The 18,667-nt window shown below is 33.0% G+C and carries 24 protein-coding genes; 19 read left to right on the forward strand and 5 right to left on the reverse strand.

Annotation, left to right across the window (positions count from 1 at the left end; translation table 11 throughout):
• Positions 1–266: 266 nt before the first annotated feature.
• On the forward strand, positions 267–767 hold the full coding sequence (locus tag ACIQ0C_RS26040) for a hypothetical protein (RefSeq protein WP_403065470.1): 501 nt from the start codon (positions 267–269) through the stop codon (positions 765–767).
• A 160-nt stretch (positions 768–927) separates the two neighbouring features.
• Here ACIQ0C_RS26040 and ACIQ0C_RS26045 read toward each other — a convergent pair whose 3' ends face one another.
• The gene (locus ACIQ0C_RS26045) at positions 928–1,260 is read right to left on the reverse strand and encodes a hypothetical protein (RefSeq protein ID WP_403065473.1); all 333 of its coding nucleotides are present in this window, start codon (positions 1,258–1,260) and stop codon (positions 928–930) included.
• Positions 1,238–2,158 carry an IS110 family RNA-guided transposase gene (locus ACIQ0C_RS26050; protein ID WP_403065476.1) on the reverse strand — a complete coding sequence of 307 codons (921 nt, stop codon included), beginning with the start codon at positions 2,156–2,158 and terminating at the stop codon, positions 1,238–1,240. The genes ACIQ0C_RS26045 and ACIQ0C_RS26050 overlap by 23 nt, the downstream gene beginning before the upstream one ends.
• 363 nt (positions 2,159–2,521) lie before the next feature.
• Here ACIQ0C_RS26050 and ACIQ0C_RS26055 point away from each other — a divergent pair, with 363 nt between their 5' ends.
• From ACIQ0C_RS26055 to ACIQ0C_RS26075, 5 genes are all read left to right on the forward strand, one after another.
• Entirely contained in the window at positions 2,522–3,577 is a 1,056-nt protein-coding gene (locus ACIQ0C_RS26055; protein WP_403065479.1) for a hypothetical protein, read from the forward strand.
• A 160-nt stretch (positions 3,578–3,737) separates the two neighbouring features.
• Positions 3,738–3,902, forward strand: coding sequence for a hypothetical protein (locus tag ACIQ0C_RS26060; protein WP_161784882.1), 165 nt, complete (start codon positions 3,738–3,740; stop codon positions 3,900–3,902).
• A 63-nt stretch (positions 3,903–3,965) separates the two neighbouring features.
• Complete coding sequence (locus tag ACIQ0C_RS26065; RefSeq protein WP_403065483.1) at positions 3,966–4,247, forward strand: hypothetical protein; 282 nt, start codon at positions 3,966–3,968, stop codon at positions 4,245–4,247.
• Positions 4,244–4,585 carry a hypothetical protein gene (locus tag ACIQ0C_RS26070; protein ID WP_403065486.1) on the forward strand — a complete coding sequence of 114 codons (342 nt, stop codon included), beginning with the start codon at positions 4,244–4,246 and terminating at the stop codon, positions 4,583–4,585. The genes ACIQ0C_RS26065 and ACIQ0C_RS26070 overlap by 4 nt, the downstream gene beginning before the upstream one ends.
• Before the next feature lie 302 nt (positions 4,586–4,887).
• Entirely contained in the window at positions 4,888–5,319 is a 432-nt protein-coding gene (locus ACIQ0C_RS26075; RefSeq protein ID WP_403065489.1) for a DUF4829 domain-containing protein, read from the forward strand.
• 265 nt (positions 5,320–5,584) lie between these two features.
• On the opposite strand, the gene ACIQ0C_RS26080 is transcribed toward ACIQ0C_RS26075, so the two are convergent.
• Positions 5,585–5,782 (reverse strand): IDEAL domain-containing protein, encoded by a 198-nt coding sequence (locus ACIQ0C_RS26080; protein WP_403065492.1) that lies wholly within the window; start codon positions 5,780–5,782, stop codon positions 5,585–5,587.
• A gap of 183 nt (positions 5,783–5,965) precedes the next feature.
• Positions 5,966–6,100 (reverse strand): hypothetical protein, encoded by a 135-nt coding sequence (locus ACIQ0C_RS26085; protein WP_403065495.1) that lies wholly within the window; start codon positions 6,098–6,100, stop codon positions 5,966–5,968.
• 384 nt (positions 6,101–6,484) lie between these two features.
• Between ACIQ0C_RS26085 and ACIQ0C_RS26090 the strand changes: the two genes are divergently transcribed.
• Positions 6,485–7,048: a YolC/YozM family protein gene (locus ACIQ0C_RS26090; protein ID WP_403065498.1), complete on the forward strand. Its 564-nt coding sequence runs from the start codon at positions 6,485–6,487 to the stop codon at positions 7,046–7,048.
• A gap of 466 nt (positions 7,049–7,514) precedes the next feature.
• Here ACIQ0C_RS26090 and ACIQ0C_RS26095 read toward each other — a convergent pair whose 3' ends face one another.
• Positions 7,515–8,399 carry a M23 family metallopeptidase gene (locus ACIQ0C_RS26095; RefSeq protein ID WP_403065501.1) on the reverse strand — a complete coding sequence of 295 codons (885 nt, stop codon included), beginning with the start codon at positions 8,397–8,399 and terminating at the stop codon, positions 7,515–7,517.
• A gap of 317 nt (positions 8,400–8,716) precedes the next feature.
• Here ACIQ0C_RS26095 and ACIQ0C_RS26100 point away from each other — a divergent pair, with 317 nt between their 5' ends.
• The 12 genes from ACIQ0C_RS26100 to ACIQ0C_RS26155 form a co-directional block, all read left to right on the forward strand.
• On the forward strand, positions 8,717–9,271 hold the full coding sequence (locus ACIQ0C_RS26100) for a recombinase family protein (RefSeq protein ID WP_403065504.1): 555 nt from the start codon (positions 8,717–8,719) through the stop codon (positions 9,269–9,271).
• 395 nt (positions 9,272–9,666) lie between these two features.
• On the forward strand, positions 9,667–9,975 hold the full coding sequence (locus ACIQ0C_RS26105; RefSeq protein WP_403065507.1) for an AbrB/MazE/SpoVT family DNA-binding domain-containing protein: 309 nt from the start codon (positions 9,667–9,669) through the stop codon (positions 9,973–9,975).
• A gap of 155 nt (positions 9,976–10,130) precedes the next feature.
• A complete protein-coding gene (locus ACIQ0C_RS26110) occupies positions 10,131–10,358 on the forward strand; it encodes a hypothetical protein (protein ID WP_403065510.1) in 228 nt (75 codons plus the stop codon).
• Positions 10,359–10,498: 140 nt separating this feature from the next.
• A complete protein-coding gene (locus ACIQ0C_RS26115; protein WP_403065513.1) occupies positions 10,499–10,834 on the forward strand; it encodes a helix-turn-helix domain-containing protein in 336 nt (111 codons plus the stop codon).
• A 353-nt stretch (positions 10,835–11,187) separates the two neighbouring features.
• Entirely contained in the window at positions 11,188–12,381 is a 1,194-nt protein-coding gene (locus ACIQ0C_RS26120) for an ABC transporter permease (protein ID WP_403065516.1), read from the forward strand.
• Between the two features lie 749 nt (positions 12,382–13,130).
• Positions 13,131–13,622 (forward strand): HXXEE domain-containing protein, encoded by a 492-nt coding sequence (locus ACIQ0C_RS26125; RefSeq protein WP_403065519.1) that lies wholly within the window; start codon positions 13,131–13,133, stop codon positions 13,620–13,622.
• A gap of 260 nt (positions 13,623–13,882) precedes the next feature.
• Positions 13,883–14,515 (forward strand): hypothetical protein, encoded by a 633-nt coding sequence (locus ACIQ0C_RS26130; protein ID WP_403065522.1) that lies wholly within the window; start codon positions 13,883–13,885, stop codon positions 14,513–14,515.
• Positions 14,516–14,564: 49 nt separating this feature from the next.
• On the forward strand, positions 14,565–14,771 hold the full coding sequence (locus tag ACIQ0C_RS26135; RefSeq protein WP_403065525.1) for a hypothetical protein: 207 nt from the start codon (positions 14,565–14,567) through the stop codon (positions 14,769–14,771).
• Between the two features lie 207 nt (positions 14,772–14,978).
• Positions 14,979–15,185: a DUF5316 family protein gene (locus ACIQ0C_RS26140; RefSeq protein ID WP_054399278.1), complete on the forward strand. Its 207-nt coding sequence runs from the start codon at positions 14,979–14,981 to the stop codon at positions 15,183–15,185.
• Positions 15,186–15,312: 127 nt separating this feature from the next.
• Positions 15,313–16,173: a metallophosphoesterase gene (locus tag ACIQ0C_RS26145; protein WP_403065528.1), complete on the forward strand. Its 861-nt coding sequence runs from the start codon at positions 15,313–15,315 to the stop codon at positions 16,171–16,173.
• A 681-nt stretch (positions 16,174–16,854) separates the two neighbouring features.
• Positions 16,855–17,400, forward strand: coding sequence for a hypothetical protein (locus tag ACIQ0C_RS26150; protein ID WP_241636995.1), 546 nt, complete (start codon positions 16,855–16,857; stop codon positions 17,398–17,400).
• 776 nt (positions 17,401–18,176) lie between these two features.
• On the forward strand, positions 18,177–18,667 hold a 491-nt coding region (locus ACIQ0C_RS26155; protein WP_403065532.1), incomplete at its 3' end, for an IS110 family transposase.

Genomic DNA, 18,667 nt, shown 5'->3' on the forward strand with positions numbered 1-18,667 from the left:
TAAAGATGGAAGCGAAAAAGGTAAAGGAGTTCTTATTTTTTATTTTTGGTTCTGCTTTAGTTTACTTTTCCTTAGTAAATCTTTATTACAAATATATGAAGTGATAGAGACTAATTAACGGGTGCTTTACTTCATTGACCAGGAGCTGATCAGCAGCTCCTTTTCTTAGGAATTTGGCACTAATGGGGCAGGTTAGTGGAATAAGCAGGAAATAAATAATAATATATTCTTATGCTCTTAATAACCCGAAAAGAGGGATTGTTTTAGTGAAAATACGTTGGTTCATCTATTTAGTAATAGGAATTGTATTTGGGGTGTTTGATTTTTACTTCCATAGTTTTATTTCTAATGTGCTTGTCCAAGGAGAGACTTTTTGGAGAGTATTGACTTATGGTGTTTGGTTAGTACCGATTGTCCCCATTGCACTATATGAAGTACGAATTTCCAAATCAAGAGTGAGGTCTGCTTTGGCGAGTAGCTCAACATGGCTCTTTTCCATTATTTTTTATTATTTATACAATGCTATTCAGCTTGGTATTATAGGGCGTTCAACTAGACCAGAACTTCATATATCTAATCACAAGGACCCGTTTTTCTGGGGAAATTGGAAAAATGTATTTTGGGAAGATATTGTTATAAGAGGTATTGTTGAATGGAGTGTTGTTGCAGTCGCAGGTGGTTTCATTGTTGGCTTTTCGGTTGGTTTTATTTATCTTCGTCTTGAGAAACTAATAAAGTTAGGAAGAACCACAAATGAGGATTTTTAAAATCAAATGAGCATAAATTGCTTTACTTCAATAAGGAAGGTTGCTGACGCAGCCTTTTTTGTATGAAAACACATTAGTAAAAAAGCCATGCTAAAAAAAACCCTCCATATTCTCATTTTTTTCGAAGGGCGTAAATGTACTATTTCGTTACTTTAACTGGTTATGCAGTTTGTTGTTTAGATGGAGCAATTGTATAGCCTTTCTTTTTTAGGTATTCGATCATTTTTAATTCTTTGTTATTTTGTCTCTTTTCAAGGTAATTTGAGCCTAGTTCATGATAAGGTTCTCCTGTTTTTAAGATGTTGTAAGTAATCGTTAATAGTAAATGGGCAGAAGCGATTCGTCCCTTCATTTTTCCTTGCCGTTTGGTAATCCTTTTTCGATGTGAAGCAATTCGATTATTTTGCCTTGATGTCGCTAATACACACTCTACGGCCATCGTTTTCAAAGCTTTGTTGCCTTGTGTGGTTTTACTCGTTTTTTTTACCAGCACTTTCGTAATTTCCGGGACTCACACCAGCCCAAGAGGCAAGATGTTTAGCCGACTTAAATACGGACATATCCACGCCCATCTCTGCAATAAAAGTAGCTGCGGCAGCTTTGTTCACACCTGGTATACCATCCAATAATTCTACTTCCTTATGATATGGGGACAGGAGTTGATCAATTTGTTTTTCCAATTCTTCTATGGCTTTTTCTAAATAACTCATATGCTCCCAATGGTAACGCAACATATCACGATGATGACGACGAATCCGACCATTAATTGCATTGGCAATGTCAGTAAGACTTGCTTTTGTTCGCCAATCCACCATTTTTCGAAGACCATCGGTCTCTATTTTTTCACCGTTTAGAATCGCTTCAAGGATACGGCGTCCCGATACACCAAAAATGTCTGATAGAACGGATGTTAGCTTGATATTAGCATCTTGAAGAATTTTGTGAATGCGATTCTGCTCTGATGTGCGATGATGAATCAATTTTTTTCGATAACGAGTAAGATCACGTAAATCACGAATATCCTCTGGTGGTACAAAATTGCTTTCAATAAGTCCGCATCTCAGAAGCTTGGCAAGCCATTCGGCATCTTTTACATCAGTTTTACGGCCTGGAACATTTTTGACATGCCTGGCATTCGCAAGAACAAGGTGAAAAGATCCTTCGAGTATATTCCATATTGGTTTCCAGTAGACTCCGGTACTTTCCATCACAACATCAGATACCTGAAGGGTAGCGAGCCAATCACATAAAGCCAAGAGCCCCGTTGTTGTAGTTGAAAAAGTTTCAATAGAGGTTTTTGGCTTTTTATCTAATGGACCAAATAATACACAGGCTACTACTGTTTCTTGGTGTACATCTAGGCCAGCACACCGTTCAATCATTGCTTCCATAGGAGAATCACCTCAAAAAAAGATTAACAATACATATGACAGGAGATTTGTTACAAAAATTTTTGTATACGTACTAGCAGTACACTAAATGGTTCTTCCATACTGTCACAACCAGTTTCTTATACAGGGTATCTTCCTTAAGATCCACCAAAAAAAGTTCAGTCTGGTTGTATTGTTATCATCCATTATCGTCAAGGGGTTAATGGGTTAGACTCTATTTTGAGTTTGGATTTTCGTAGTAGATGGTGGCGGCGAGGAGCGCCGCCATAGGAGTTTCTTATGGCACTAACGGGGCAGTTTAGCTTGGTAAAAATGATAAGATTAGAATATTAAAAAAAGGTTACAGAAGAGGAGGATGTAAAGATGTTTAAGAAACTCTTAAAGGGTATGTTTAATTCAAATACATCAACACCATTAAAACCTCAAGAAACGAAACAATGTATGCCTAAAAAAGAAATGGAAAAAGATTTTCACAAACAAAAAAGTGTTGAATTATCTCAAAAAGCAAGGAATGTTTTTGATAGAGGAGATATAGATGCTTCAATTGAATTAATAGAGAAATCCAATGAACATTTAATAAGAACCTTTGCTGAAAATGGAGATGAAATAAACGCTGCTCGTTTTTTTGGAGTGAATCGAGAGGAATATCTTGCGGCAAAGGAAATGAAAATTCCAATAAGAGGAATTCAGAAAAATGAATTAAACTTAATTCATAAAGAAGTTTGTTGGTTCGCTTTAAATGGTATTAAAGCAAATTATGTTTTAATGTCTTTTTTAATGTTTAAAGAATATGAGTGGTTAGAATTTGATGAAGAACTGCAACGAGCAAAAAATTCTAGTAATCCTGAAGAATACGAAATTTATTATTACATAAAAAATGAATTAAAAGAAAAGGTTGATTTATCGGAATACAAGGAGAAATTTTATAGTCTGTCACTTGAAGCCAGGGTTTTTCTTACTTCTTATAATGCAGTTGGTCGAAAAAAGTATTTAAAAGAGGTAAAAGATGTTGAAGCTTTTTATCATGAACGAGGTGCTAAAGAACTTAGGGCTGCAGGCTACATGCATTCAACCGATAATGGAGAAATGATTGAGTTCCCAGTTAATGAAAAGAAACAAGTATTGTTCGAAAAAAAGAAGTTAGAAACATTAATGCGTCATCTATCAACCTTAGCTCACTGGAAAAAAGAATATAAATATGGAAAATTTAAATTTGAGAACGGAAATGTTCCTAATGCTGTTTTTCTAGTTAATGGTGCAGGTGGTTCAACATTGTGTAAAGCAGAAGCAATACCTGTAAAAGGTACAAAAGAAATGGATCTACAGCCACATAGTATTGGATGTAAGTGCGACTTATCTTTTTGCGGGAAACCAGAACGCTTATTAGAAATGGATAAAGAAAAATATACTTTAAAGTAAACGTTTTTTTTCTAAGTTGAGGCTTTAACTGAAGATAGGAGTTGTCATTGTGGCAGCTCTTTTCTTATGGCACTAAAGGGGCAGGTTAGTTCATCAAGAAAAATGGGTTTTTGTGGTAAAATGAGTTTAATTATTTTTCACTAAGGAGTCTACCCTCTATATGAAATTAGATGATAAAAAGAAAAAAGTACAAATGAAATATAGAAAGAAAATGTGGCAAAGAAAAGAAGAAGATGAAAATAACAGTAAAAAAGTGTTTGTTATTTCTGCTATCTTATTTTTGTTAATTCTGGTGGCATACTGGGGACGATTTATTTCAATTTAAATTCTCTCTTTTTTCTTAATGAACTCCGAAGCCAATTGGACCACCGTTGTTGCATTTTGTGCTTTGTTTAATCATAGCCAATTGTTGATATCAACAATTGGTGACAATCCAGTTGATTTTGTTCAGTTAATTGCAAGAAAAAATGGTGGTACCCCTAAAGAAAAAACAATGGGTGGTAAGATATGGTGGAAAGAAATCGAGTATAGGGGGGATTTTCGTTTGCAACAAAATTTGATTAGTAACCATTACCGTATATTGGATCAATATGATTATCGTTGGCATAGTTCTTTTGATAAAGAAGAGAGTTTAAGTCCTTTATATGAATTACAGGAGGTGGAGAAATGAGTACGGGAAGTCTTCCAGGGTGGTTTTGGATAATATATTACTTATTTTTGTTTATTACATTAGGAGCATTAATATTTAGTCTTATTCGAAAAAGGAATATAGGAATGTCCTTTATTTCCATAATTGTTGTGATTACTGTTCCGATAATGAGTTTGTTAAATAGTATTGGAAGAGGAGAAGGACTAAATGAGTTTGAACATTTATTTAGTCAAATACAACAAGGTGCGATTTGGTCTCTTTATGTAGTTGTGGGTTATTTATTTTTATTGGTTTGGTGGTTTGTTTTCTTATTTTCAAACAAAATTATAAAGACAAAAGGAAAAAACTTATTCAAGTAACGGGCAGAATTGTTGACGGTAAAACCGTCTTTTTTTATGTCACAGTATATGTCACCTCTACAATAAGTCTTATGGAACTAAGAAGCATCTTTGTTTAATTAGAAATGCATCATTATGAAACATCGGGAGATTAATTTCGTCTATCGTTATAGGGAGGTGCAGGTGCTCTGTGAAAAACGTATTTCAATTGTTTCTGGGATTTTTCTTATCTGATTATAAAATATTGGTCGCAAATTGAGGATATTGATAGGCAGGAAGAGCATTTCCAACCATTTTAGCCATAAATTAAAGGGGGAATTAATATGAAAAAGGTGATATTTTATCTTTGTTTAATAGTAGTAATATTTTCAATTGTGTTTTATAACCAAGTTGGTAAAACCAATAATGTTCAAGTTAGTATAGAAAAATCTGATAAGTTCTCTGAGGAGGAGATAAATGAGGCTGTAGTTAGTGTAAAGAAAAAATTCAAGGAGTTTAAGGGGTGTAAGCTTACGGAAATATGGTATTCGGAAAGCGAATCAAAAGAATTTGCTGAAGACTATTTAAAATATGGCGGGGGTTATGAGAATAGTGTAAACGTAGAAAATGTAATTGTATTACTATCTAATTTTGATGTAGATTCTTCCGGTGGTGATGGAAGTTTTGAGCCAAATTCAACTCAATCTAACTGGAATTGGATATTAATAAGGGATAGTAAATCTGACGATTGGCGTGTCGATGATTGGGGATATTGAGCAAACAATAAGAGTTTTCTTATTCAAGTATCCGGGTATCTAATAAAGCAAAGTTTGTGTAACAAATGTACTTAAACTATAGGGTGCGTTAGTTCAAGAAGCTAAAGGCAGCAATTATTATCATTATTTTGTTCTTCCGCAATCGGGCGTTTTAATTAAACAAGCAGCTAAAAAGGATCTTCGTTTGAAGATCCTTTTTCAATGCCGATAATCACTGATTATGTTAAGTTCATTTCAAAATCATCTCGATATATAATACAATATTTTAAGAAATATTTTTCAATTCCCTAGTTAATCGTAGGAATTCTTCTTTGTTTCGGTCCTGTAATGATTGGTCAATCTCTTTTCGGATTTGCTCTTTTTGGAAATTACGAAGGGCATTGTTTAACACCATTTCAGCAAATTCAGAATCCTTGACGTTTACTTCAGGTTGTGGTGGTGTATTAACCAAATTCCTTTCCATAGGAAACCAACTCCTTGACCTTTTTTTTATTATACTTACAGTTTTCGGATTATTCAAATATTTCGCTTGGTAGTTCCATAGTATCTATAGCCAATGAGTTTACATCTGAGAGTTTAAACTCAGTGAAACCATCAGTGATGTGAATTTAAACAATTTATTCATTCAGTTTACTTAATCGTTAATCTATACCATTCTATCTTTAGACTGGTCCGGATCTTTATCATAAAATTGATGGATCAAATAGGTAAGATAGGAGTTTAGTTCAAATCGATCTTTATTAACAAAATCAGACAACGTTAATTTGCTTTCACTTGACACTATTTTACCCCCTTTATTTAACTTCTTTATCTTTATGATTCCCAAGCTATTATTCTTTTATACAAATAAATTATTAAAATATTTATAAAAAAGTTCTTGAAATTTTATGAGTTTCAGGGCCTTTTAATTGAGAGAAGAAGTATTATACAACTAGAAATATTCATTATCTTAAACAACTTTTTTTCATACCGATCATAGGCCTTTTCTGGAGTAATAAATGTTTAAAATCGCCAATCGTGTTCCATTAAAGGGCCATTTAATTGAATAGCACCCTTATTAGTGAACTAAGAAGGTATGTTTTTTTGTCATTAATCAGTTAAGACAGAATAGTTGAACAAAATAATGGATTTATTTGGTAAAGTAGATTGTGAGGGAGGGTATGTAATGAAAAAGTTTATTTATGTATTAATAATAGTAGTTGTAGTTGCTTTAATAGTTAATGTTTATATCAACAAAGATGATGTTACTACAAACAATAATGGAGAAACACGAGGTGAACGTATTGCTGCTGTCCTAAATACTGGATTTGATGAATATGGTTTATTCAGCTTTGAAATAGGTGATACAGATCCCACGATCAGGATTATAATGGACAAGGCCAAAAATGAACAAGAACTACGGGAATATATTGAAGAGAATGTATCTAAATCAGATTTAAGCCACTACAATTTAGAGATTTTACAAAGAAGTTTACAAGAGGTAGAGAGAGAACATACAATGTTGCAGATTGAAGGTATTGTAATGGAATATATCAAGGAAAAAAATTATACCGATGTTCAAGTTCATTATCCTATCGAACCAGATCCAGTGCTTAAAATAACTATCAATGAGACCAGTGAACGATCCAGTGAAGATTTAAAAACCGAGTTAGATAATTTATTAGCTTCTAAGCATTCTGAACTCCTACTAAAAGATATTTCGTATGAAATTCAAGTAATTAAATCCTAAACAATCGGGCGCTTTTCTTTAGCAGGAAGGCGTCTTTTGGTATGCCCCTACACATTAAGGGATTAAACTTTGATATGGTAAAAAAAGATTGTGAAGATTTCTACTTAAACTAACGGGTGCGTTAGTTCTATAAGGAACACAAAAATGATCAATCTTTTTTATAAAAGAATAATCCAATTAAATATTATAAGGGCATGTTTTAATTAATCTTTTTTCAAAACATGCTCTTTCTATTTATTCATTTATCAAGGTTTCTTGGATTAATTTGATCAAACTTTGTTTCAAATCTACAACAATAAGTAAATGTAAAAAATCCCAATTTCTCAATGTAATGTTGGGAAATTGGGATTTTCGTTACTACGGAAAAGCTATTTTGTTAAATAACTAATATACTTTTATTAGCTAGTATTGGGAAAAATCAAAGTCTGTTAAAACCGGTCTTATTGAGTTTAGCGCCCTGTTAGCATTAAGATTTAAAGGGGTTAAAAAAATCCCCTTGAATGGGTTCATGATCACCTTCAAAACGGATACGAATGGACTTACCATTCAAATAATCAAGTGAATTCATTACTTGAAAATGAAGATGTGCCTCGGACGAATTTCCAGAATTCCCACATAAACCAATCACTTGTCCTTTTTGTACAATTTCCCCAACTTTCACGAGAATGGAATTTTGTTTTAAATGTGCGAGCATACTATACTCATTATTTTTGTGTTCAATTATAACGCAATTCCCCTCAGGTTGATTCGGGCTCATTTCACCTGGCACATTGTCCTCAATCCCATCTAACACTTTTACTACCTTACCATCTGTTGGAGTTACTATCTCTTTATTAAAAGCGTAATAATTTTCATTCTTGTTTATAGAATCCTTATATGATTGGCCATCTTTCATAATGATTAAATCATATGCATATCTTTGGTCATCGTATAAATAGTGATAATTTATAAACTGATTTGTTCCGCCCCAAAAGACAAACCATTCTTCTTTTATTGGCATAATATAAGTATTCTGTGTATACTGACGGTCACTTTCTGGATAGGAAATAAAAGGGGCAAGGCTTAACCCATGTATTATGTTATCTTCATCAAAAGAAACACTAATTACCTTTTCTCTTTTGCTGTCCAACCATATGTACTGCTTTATATTTTTATTTAAATTGGTACTCATTTCTAAATTATACGTTTCTACCCCATAATTGAAGGATTCCCCATACTCTATGAATTTGTTGATTGTGGCTAACTGCTTAAATTCTTCAGTTGTTTGATGATATATAACAGAAAACTCTCCGTTTAAAAAACTATTTCCGAAATCTTCAGGAGTAACCTTTATGTCTTGCCGTTCTTTCAAATAAAACACCTCAACTTTTAAATATTTTCTTTATTGCAAAGTACTTTTGTAATTAATTCTTACTAAACGGAACGGATTGTGGAACAAAATTTAAAAAGCGCTCATTATCAAAATAATAACATGTTAATATTTTACAGGCGAAATATATGTTCCGAAACTCGTCCTTTTCTGAACACACCACTGTTCGATTTGAAAAGGACGTTTTTTATTGCCTTTCTTGTAACAAAACTCTGTTCATTATTCTACGTTCAATAACCTGTCTCTTTTTATCTTATGTTACAATAAATATAAAGGAAAAATAGGAAAGAGTGATTTGAGTGTTAATTGGATATGCACGTGTTTCGACGGGATTACAAAATTTGGATTTACAGATGGACGCTCTTACGCAATATGGCTGTTCCAGAATTTTTCACGATAAAATGAGTGGGGCAAAAAGACAGCGTCCTGGTTTAGAGGAAGCACTTCAGTATGCACGTGAAGGAGATAAAATTGTTGTTTGGCGATTGGATCGATTGGGACGCAATATGCAAGATTTAATTCAAATTGTGAATAGCTTAAATGAACGTGGTGTGGGCTTCCACAGTCTACAAGAAAATTTAACAATGGACAAAAGTAATGCCACAGGCCAATTGATGTTTCATCTGTTTGCGGCATTTGCGGAATTTGAACGTAATTTAATTGAGGAACGTTCGGCTGCCGGACGAGCTGCAGCTAGAGCACGTGGTCGTCTTGGTGGACGTCCTGAAAAATTTGGACCGAAAGATATTGAAATGATGAAGTCACTAATTGAAAATGGTACACCGATTAAAGACGTCGCAGAAAAATGGGGCGTATCTCGAACAACGATTTATCGATATATAGAAAAACAGTAAAAATGAAAAAACCCAGCTAATCTTCTCTTATGAAGGTTAGCTGGGTTTTAAAGTTACATGTACAAAATAGCACTTAAAATAAGTGCAAATTATCGCCTAAAGTGACAAATGGTTGTAAAATAGATGATTTTCGTTCCCTTAACCCTTGCCTAAAACTAATTCCCTTTTCGCAAACCCATTTACGTTAAAGGGAATTAGCTTAAAGTAAGAAAAAGAACTATTTTGCTACCCAAAAATGTCTTAACGTGGGTTTTACGTCAAAATGTTGGTGCTACCTTGACGGTACCCCATTTATAAAATTAAACTTGCGCAATGGAGAATTTGGAAAAATTAACAATCATTAACATTTAATGTTATAATTTAATGAGAATAATAGGAAAGTAGGCAGATATTTTATGAAAGGTACGGGAATTGTTCGTAATATTGATGAATTAGGTCGTGTGGTCATTCCTAACGAATTAAGAAAAATCCGAGACATTCAATTTAAAGATTTAATAGAAATATTCGTAGAAGATGATCGTATCATTTTACAGAAATACCAAGCTTCTAATACATGTGCCATTACTGGAGAAGTGACAAACAAAAACAAAGTCTATCCAGGAGATATCATTTTAAGTCCAAAAGGAGCAGAAATACTTTTGGAAGAATTAAAAACTACTATTATTCGGGGTACCGCCAGCGAAAACGGAAACTTTGTACGTTAAGCCACTAATTCCCAAGCTTTTTTATACACTTACAATTTATTAAAAGTACACCAATCTAAGGCGAACTACATATGACCTCGATGCAACTGCAGCAGCGATTGCAAATAAGTCTAAATTGTGAAATTAAAGATCTAATAGCATGAAGGAGATAGATTATGTTTAAGAAAGTTTTTATATCATTCGGTTTATTGTTAGCTTTTATTAGTATTTTTTCTTTCCAATCTAATTTAGCAAATGCGCCAGTAAATGACGAAGAAATCATTCCAATGCCTGGAATGGATGTATTGGTTGAAGAAGATATCAAAACATCAAAAGAGCAAAGAGAAAAAGTGATGCAAGACATGATAGAACACCCTGAATTGGTTCAATCTCAATCCCAGTAACAAATGAATACTAGCAACGATGCCAGATAGTTTCAACTTCAATTTTTAAACGGAATGAAGCAAGTTTTTAACCTGCTTCTTTTTTTTATAGTAGAAAATTAACTTAGCGTATGTTTTTACAGAATTAGGAGGGATTTTTAATGGCTAACTTAAGAAAGTTAAACCATAATAAGATTTTAAATGAAAAATATCCAGATATAGAAGCCAACTTTTATAGTATGGGTTTTATTTTTGGAAAAATCATTTTAAAACATAGAATCAGAAAACGCTTAACCCAAGTTCAATTAGCAGTGCAATCCGGTTTCACACCCAAAACCATTTACAGGGTAGAGAAGGGAAACAACAACATTAGAATGGACACTTATGCTACGCTTTTTAAGCTATTAGATGTTGATTTAAATGAAATAATCGAGGCTCTAAACGAAAAAAAGGCCGAGATGGAGTACCACCAGCCAAACGCTGATTTACAACGTTAAGGATATTCCAGCATTAAAAATCCCAATCTCTCAGTGATATAAATGAGAAATTGGGATTTTATTATTCAACAATTGCGTCCGATTGTTGAAGATTATTGTAATGCCCTATTGTTAGTCTCTGGTTAAAGACTCATAGTTCCATTAGCTTTAGCTTCCCCGAAACTCAACTCCTTTTCAGGTTTTGGGTATTTGATTTTAGGAATGAGTTTTGGGATAAAACATTCACTGATTATGATCCTTTTTATAAAAATCTATTTTTGTACCACATCTAAAGGGAAATGGATATTTATGTTAATATTAATAAAAGATTGGGGGAAATTTGAATATTATTCAATGAAGGTATGGGTGTATTAATGGATATAAAAACATTATGGGGTTTAAGGTTTCAGGAATTTTATAGAAAGATGTTCAGATACTATTCAATCATTGGTGCGAATGTTGTTTACTTTTTTCTGATCATTAGTAGTATCTTTATTTATTATTTTAATTTATTTCTACAGTGGATACCTCCTCAAATATCTGTTGAAGTAATCTTATCACTATTTGTAACCTACATTTTAAAACAGACAAAAGTCCGTACTTTTGTTAAAAGGGCAGATATAATCTTTTTGTTGCCATTAGAATGGGGATTAAAGCCGTATTTTATTAAATCACTTATATATAGTTTTGTTATTGATGTTATTAAATTGGTAAGTTTCATAACTGTTTTTTTATCCCTATTTTTGCACACAACTAATATAAATCTTCTCTTTCTTTTTTTTATAGTGGGGATTGCTGCTTATAACATTTTAATGAAGTGGACTGAACAATGGTTAAAGACCCATGTACAATTTGTGTTACATAGGCTAAATAGGTTTTTTTCAATATATTTAATGTGTTACTTTTTGTTTAATAATGACTGGATTTTTGAGCTTGTTTTAATGAGTATAAATTTCATCTATTTAATTTATTTTATAGAAAAAAAAAGAAATCTGAATTGGCAGTGGCTAATAGTTGAAGAAGAAAGTGCCTTATTAAGTAACTTTAAATTTATTAATATTTTCATGGATGTCCCTAATCTTAAACGTTCTTTTCGGAAAAGACGTTTGCTTACTATGATTCTGAAAAGGTGTATCCCATATAGTCAAAGTAGTACATTCGTATATTTATACTCACACTTGTTTGTAAGATATAATGATTACTTTTATCTTTATTTAAGACTAACTGCAATTGGCATATTTGTTAATTATGCTATGCCAGCAAGTGGTTGGATCTTTAATCTCCTCATTTTATTTATGACTGGATTTCAAGTAATTCCTTTACAGCATGAAATGAAACAAAGTGTATTACTTTATCCTATTTCAAAATCTCAGATAAAAGATTCTTTCTTAAAGTTTATCTTGGCTATATTATATGCACAATTTTTTATTCTATATTTCGCTATGTTCATCCATACTTCTACTGTCAAAATATACCCTCTTGTAATCGGAAGTTTATTTGTTTATGTATTTGTATATTTCTTTGTATCAAAGAGAGTCAATGTCTCAGGAATTGCCTTTAAAGAATAGCGTGGTATTCAACTAACGAAGGCTCTAACTTAACAAGTCAAATTAAAAAGTCGATTCCTTAGCGTATACTGGAATTCGACTTTTTTAGGTTGAAATTTGCTTAGCGTACAAAATTTCCGAAATGTTGGCTGTACCCCATGCCCATCAAGGTAAGAAATCATAATACCCCCAGAACGAAAATTTTGTGCATCTTACTCGTTTTTATCGTTTTGGGGTAACTCGTTATTGTTAGCTTGATGGCGATGTGGGGCTACCCCATATATAAGTTCTTTGAATGTTTTATTGTAATATGTGGTATCCAAATGTGGCAGCTACCAAAGAAATTAAGAAGATTGTAACCACAACTGCCAAGATGATAAAAAAATACTTCATGACTTTTTCTATTAATCTCATATAGACTTCCCTTCTTAACAATTACAGTTATTTCATGATTATATCGTAGAATCGCCCTCGAAGCACCCATTTATTCCCATTGAGACTTCTTAGACATGCCGTATCCAGTTTAAGCAGGAGAATGCCCCATACACAGCATAGCGTCCGGGGGGATACCCCTTCATCCTATTGGGACGTTAACGGATCTGCGTGCAGCCGGGAAAGGTCAGGGCAGGATAGCAGGGACATTCCGAAACGTTTTAGTTTAATAGAATAAATTCCACCTGAATAAGTAAGGGGAGTTTAATATAATAGAATATACTCCACTTCATTAAGTAAGAGGGGGAATTTAAGAGTTTTTAAGGAGTGAAAGGTATTTGGATTATCTTGTAATATTCTTTTGTTTTGCTATTACATTACATAATATCGAGGAGGCAATTTGGTTGCCTAAGTGGTCACAGCAGGCTTCAAAGTTTCAAAAATCAGTTACTCCGAGTGAATTTCATTTTGCTGTCATTGTTATAACAACTTTGGCTTATTTATCTGCATTTAGCTATTTATTGATACCAGAATCAGATTTTGCAAAATGGATTTTCATTGGCTTTGTAGGTTCAATGATTTTTAATGCTATTTTCCCACATCTTATTGCAACAGTCTTAATGAAAAAGTATGCACCTGGGCTTTTTACTGGGGTATTACTTAACATTCCAATAAATTCATTAATTATTTATCAAATGTTTGAAGACGATTTGATTTTATGGAAAGAGTTAATAATTTCAACGTTAGTTATAGGAATTAGTTTATTAGCACTTATTCCATTACTGTTTAAAATCGGTGGGAAAATATCGCCTTTTACATATATCGATTAAATATTAAGGAGCTTTGAATGATTAGAAAGAGAGGATAAAAGAATATGCCTATAATTACTGTTAAATTGGCCAAAGGTATCCTTTTTGCTGCTTGATAAAATGCCTATTCCTTAATGAACTAACGGGGCAGGATAGTTGAAGATGAATATTAGTTTAAACGACTGATAAAAATTTCAGTCGTTTTTTCGTAAACAAATGTAAACAACAATTGTTTACATTTGTTTACGAAAATGGTAGTTTTATTTTAAGAGGTGTTTAAAGTGTCTGATTATAGAAAGAAAATGTTTCGAGGAGCAAAGATTGAAGATTGCATTTTAGATTTTATAGATATGGAAAAAGAACTTAGTAGAACGCTTGAAACTGCTGATGAGCAGGAAAGACAATTATTGTTGGGGATGAGTAAAGCGTATCGTCTAATTGTTAATCGACTAGTAAGAGAATTTGATTATTTCAAAGGTGGAGATATGGTGAATACAAAAGTAAAAGATTTAATTAGTTCGTTAAAAAGAAGAGCTTCCGAAGCAAAAGAGCAAAGTAAAAATAACGTCTTAGACCTAGTAAATGGAATGTACTATGATGATATACCTGAAGAAGCTAAGGAAGAAATAGCTAAAGTTCCTCAAGAATTACAAAGAGGTTTATTTGAAGGAATGGCTCTTGGTTATGAAAAAATTGTTATTGACTTGGAATTACTGTTGGAATCTACCGATAATGACAAGAAAGCTCACATAGAAAAAAATTTAGCAAAATATAAAAAAATTGCTGAAATGTTAAAAAATAAATTTAAAGAAGATGAAATAGATTTTAGAAGTGGTTACATTCAAGGCGAAATGTCTGCTTATCAAATGATCAGAGAGGAAATCCAGGTTGTTTTTAGAACTGAACTAATCTAGAAAATGTAGTGCTTTGAAACACGAAACATACTGAAATAGGGGAGATTTAATGGATTTTTTAAATTGGTATGATTGGATTCAACCAACTAATCCTTATGCATCAATATTTTTCGGAATTATTTTCACAATTCTAACGGGGTTAATTACGTGGTTTGATACGAAAAAAATCAGAACATTCGTCTTAATAATAGCTGGAGGATTAAGTTTTACCCTCATTGGCGTTATAATCTTAAACTCCGTCGGTTATTATGGCTAAAATAGTCTTAAAAAATATCATTTTGGACAAAGAACAGATTGTAAAATTTAAAGTTACGGGTGCGTTAGCTTAAAATCGGAGCTGTCTTTAAGGCAGCTTTTTCCTTATGGAACTATCGGGGCAGAATAGTTCTATAAGAAACCCAATGAATCCCATGGTATAATATGTAATGAAACTACACGAGAGCCTAACAAGGGGGAGTTATTAATGTTTCAGTTTTTTCTTATTGTTGGGATAGTAAGTATTGTTATTTCAGGTGTTTTTATCGGAGCATGGACAGGTGGACAACAACAAAGAGCAAATTTTCATTCAGAAACAACAAAAAATCGAAGCTTTAGAACGAAAATAGCATTAATCTCAGGTCTCATAGCTGTAATCTGTTTGGGTATTTCTGGATTAATATACTTTGTATAATACTACTTTGCTCTTCAACTAAGGATCTTTACTTCAATAAGGAAGGTTGCTGAGGCAGCCTTTTTCTTATGGCACTAACGGGGGTAGATTAGTTCAAGTAAGACACTGGTTTTTACAGGAGGAAATAATGGTTAAAAAACGTAGAAATATTTTAGTAATCACCTTAGCAATTTTAATCTTTTTAGTAGTGTATTACCTTTTACAACTTAATTGGATTTCGGTCTCCAATGAAACTGTTCATTTAGAGGATTTGCCAGAGGAATTTGATGGTTTTAAAGTCGTACAGTTATCAGATTTGCACAATAAAGAATTTGGAGAAGGAAACAAAAGGTTGGTTAAAAAAATCAATAAAATTGAGCCAGATATAATTGTTATAACTGGTGATATGTTAAATAACTCTCACGACATACCAAATAACGGAGAAGTTCTAATAAAGTTACTTGAAAATCTGAATAATAACTATCCGATTTATTATGTGACAGGTGAACACGAAGAAGGTTTGTATTACGAAGATAGAAACAAGTATCAAAAAGAAGGCACAAAAGAAGCATACGAAGAAAAACTAAGCAATCTTGGAGTTAAAGTTCTAAATGATGAACAAACAACAATTACAATACAGGATGCAAAAATTAACTTGTATGGGCTAAAAGAACACTTGTCAGGAGAAATTCAAATTGAAGAACGGTTAGGAGAAACGAATGAAAACGAAGTAAAAATTTTACTTTCGCATAGACCTTTTTATTTTGATGAATATGCTGATTGGGGAGCAGATTTAGTCTTTTCTGGTGATACTCACGGGGGAATGTTACGTCTACCTTTTATTGGAGGTGTTGTTTCAACAGAGGGGCTTTTCCCAGAATATGATGGTGGTTTGTTTCATAAAGAAAACTCAATAATGGTTGTAAGTAGAGGTTTAGGTAACAATCCAATTCCCCTTAGAATAAATAATCGACCAGAAGTAGTTGAAATTACCCTAAAAAGTAAATAAGTACGAAATTCTTAGTGATGTTAACGGGTGCGTTCGTACAAGAAGAAATAGTGGTTAAATATTGATTCTTTTATATTAAGATCTACCGCAATCGGCACGATTCTTGAATAAGGTTAGCTTTTCTTAATGAACTCCCATGAAAATTAAAAAAGCTCAAAATCCAGAAAAAACCACAACAAAATAGACCCAGTAAAAACGCTTTTTAAAAAAGGCTGAGCCTTAGGAGTGATCTGATTGAGATTGGTAAATCGTAAAACAAAAACCTCCATTCATAGCAAATTAAGTAGAGGCTGGCACGACGACCAAAAAAGGATTAATCTCCCATGAGTGCTACCCATAAAGGGCGCGACAGTCGGTGGTACACCGTGGTCGTCGGAGTCAGACTAACGGATGGGCTCAAAGGCACCATAGTTCAACGACCTTCTTCGCCAGCCATTAAAACATTATCGACATAGAGACCAATTTTCATTCTCTGTGGTGAAGCGCTGATTTTTGCGCTTCATGGATGGCTAACGGGTGCTTTAGTTCAATTAACAGGGGTTGCTGCGGCAGCCTTTTTCTTATGGTACTAACGGGGCAGGATAGCTAAAGAAGGAACTTCCATTTTTCGCACAATTGAAAAGGTGTTAAATGTATGATAAATAAGAAATGATAGAGAACTTAATAGGGGGAAATATTTTCTTGAAAATGGTTAGAATTAGCTTAGTAATAGTGGTTATTTGTATCGGATATACTTTATTTTATTTTAATCAGTATCATATTGAAGACGAAAGAGCATCTATTCAATCAAATCTAACGGAATGGGAAAATAGAGGAACTGGAGAAGAAATTAAACTTGATGTCATAGAAGTAACTCAATTAGACAATACAAACTCTTATATTGTTTTATTTGAAACAGATAATAAGAATATCGGTTACGCTCACTTTCTTAAAGGGTGGAACGGGCATTTCAAAATTGAACTTTCTGGGCACGGGACAAATGTTGTGTCTTATGAGGAAATTAAAACAAATAATGGGATGTATCGTATTCTGGTTGGAAAAAATCCTGATTTTAAAATTGACCATATAACAGCCAAATCGATTAATGAAGAATTCAGTTTTACATCAAATGTTTCCAAAGATGAAAAGTTTGTAAAGTATAAAAAGCTGCCAAGTGATTTAAAACAAACTTTCCCTGCTGATCTAACATTCTTTGATGAAAATAAAAATATAATCCAAAATCCATAAAACATAAAAAATAAGCGAAAATAATGAAAAAAGGCATCAATCAATAACCGATGCCTTTTATTGTGCTATTTACAATGCTATATATAGCTCGATTTTTATGCTAATCTCGTTGCTATTTATAGTGTTTATTTAAGTTTTGTACTTCTGAACCGAACCCGTTAATAATCTGTTGGTTTCTTTTTATGTCGTTTCCGGATGCATAAGTTACTAAGAAAACATTTTCTTAGTGAACTAACGGGGCAGTTTAGTTGAACAAGTAGTTCAAATGCCATCATCATTTAAACAACAAATCCTTTAAAAGAATAATGGCATATTTTTTATTGGATTATATTAACTCCAGGTATGTTAAAATTAATTAACAATATATGGATAAAGAGAGGAGAGGTTAGTTAATTGAATAAATACATAAAACCATTTTTAGTTTTTGAATGGATCACGATATTAGGAGCATCAACAGCTGCTTACATACGTTGGGGTTTTCCACTTTATATCTGTATAGGAATCGTTTTATTAGGTGTTATCCTTACTCTATACTTTTCAAAACGATTCGAAAAGAAATCAATTAATAAATCACAATAATCTAGAATCGAAGGATCTCTGATTAGAAGATCCTCTGCTGCTGCCTGAAAAAATGCCTAATCCTTAATGAACTAAAGGGGCAGCATTCCTGTAATAACTGAAAATGAGGTTTGAACGAAAAAAGACCTCTTGATAAGATGAATGTGTCCTGAGCTGGCCAGCTAAAAAGGACAATACATCTATTTGGAGGTCTCACAATGAATTATAACCAAAATCATAAAATCTCTCAAATTACTTCTGAAACCTTAATTATCGGAGTAGATATAGCCAAGCACAATCATGTCGCGAGAGCACAGGATTTTAGAGGATTGGAACTGGGTAAAACGTGTTTCTTTGAAAATACGAAAGCAGGATTTCATTCGTTTCTAGATTGGATTAATCAACTTGTTAAAGAGTGTAAGTTAAATCAAGTGATTGTAGGCATGGAGCCAACCGGTCACTACTGGTTAAATCTAGCTCATCTTCTAAAAGAGAATAATATTAAGTTCGTATCTGTCAATCCACTACATGTTAAACGAAGTAAAGAATTAGACGATAATTCACCTACAAAGAATGACGTGAAAGATGCAAAAGTCATCGCACAGTTAGTCAAAGACGGAAGATACGCCGAACCAACAATTCCACGTGGAATTTATGCAGAACTCCGAGTGGCCAAAAAACTTCGCGATCTTCTCAACGTTGATTTACA

This window comes from Peribacillus sp. NPDC096448 (assembly GCF_044762675.1).
Classification (GTDB): Bacteria; Bacillota; Bacilli; order Bacillales; family DSM-1321; genus Peribacillus; species Peribacillus frigoritolerans_B.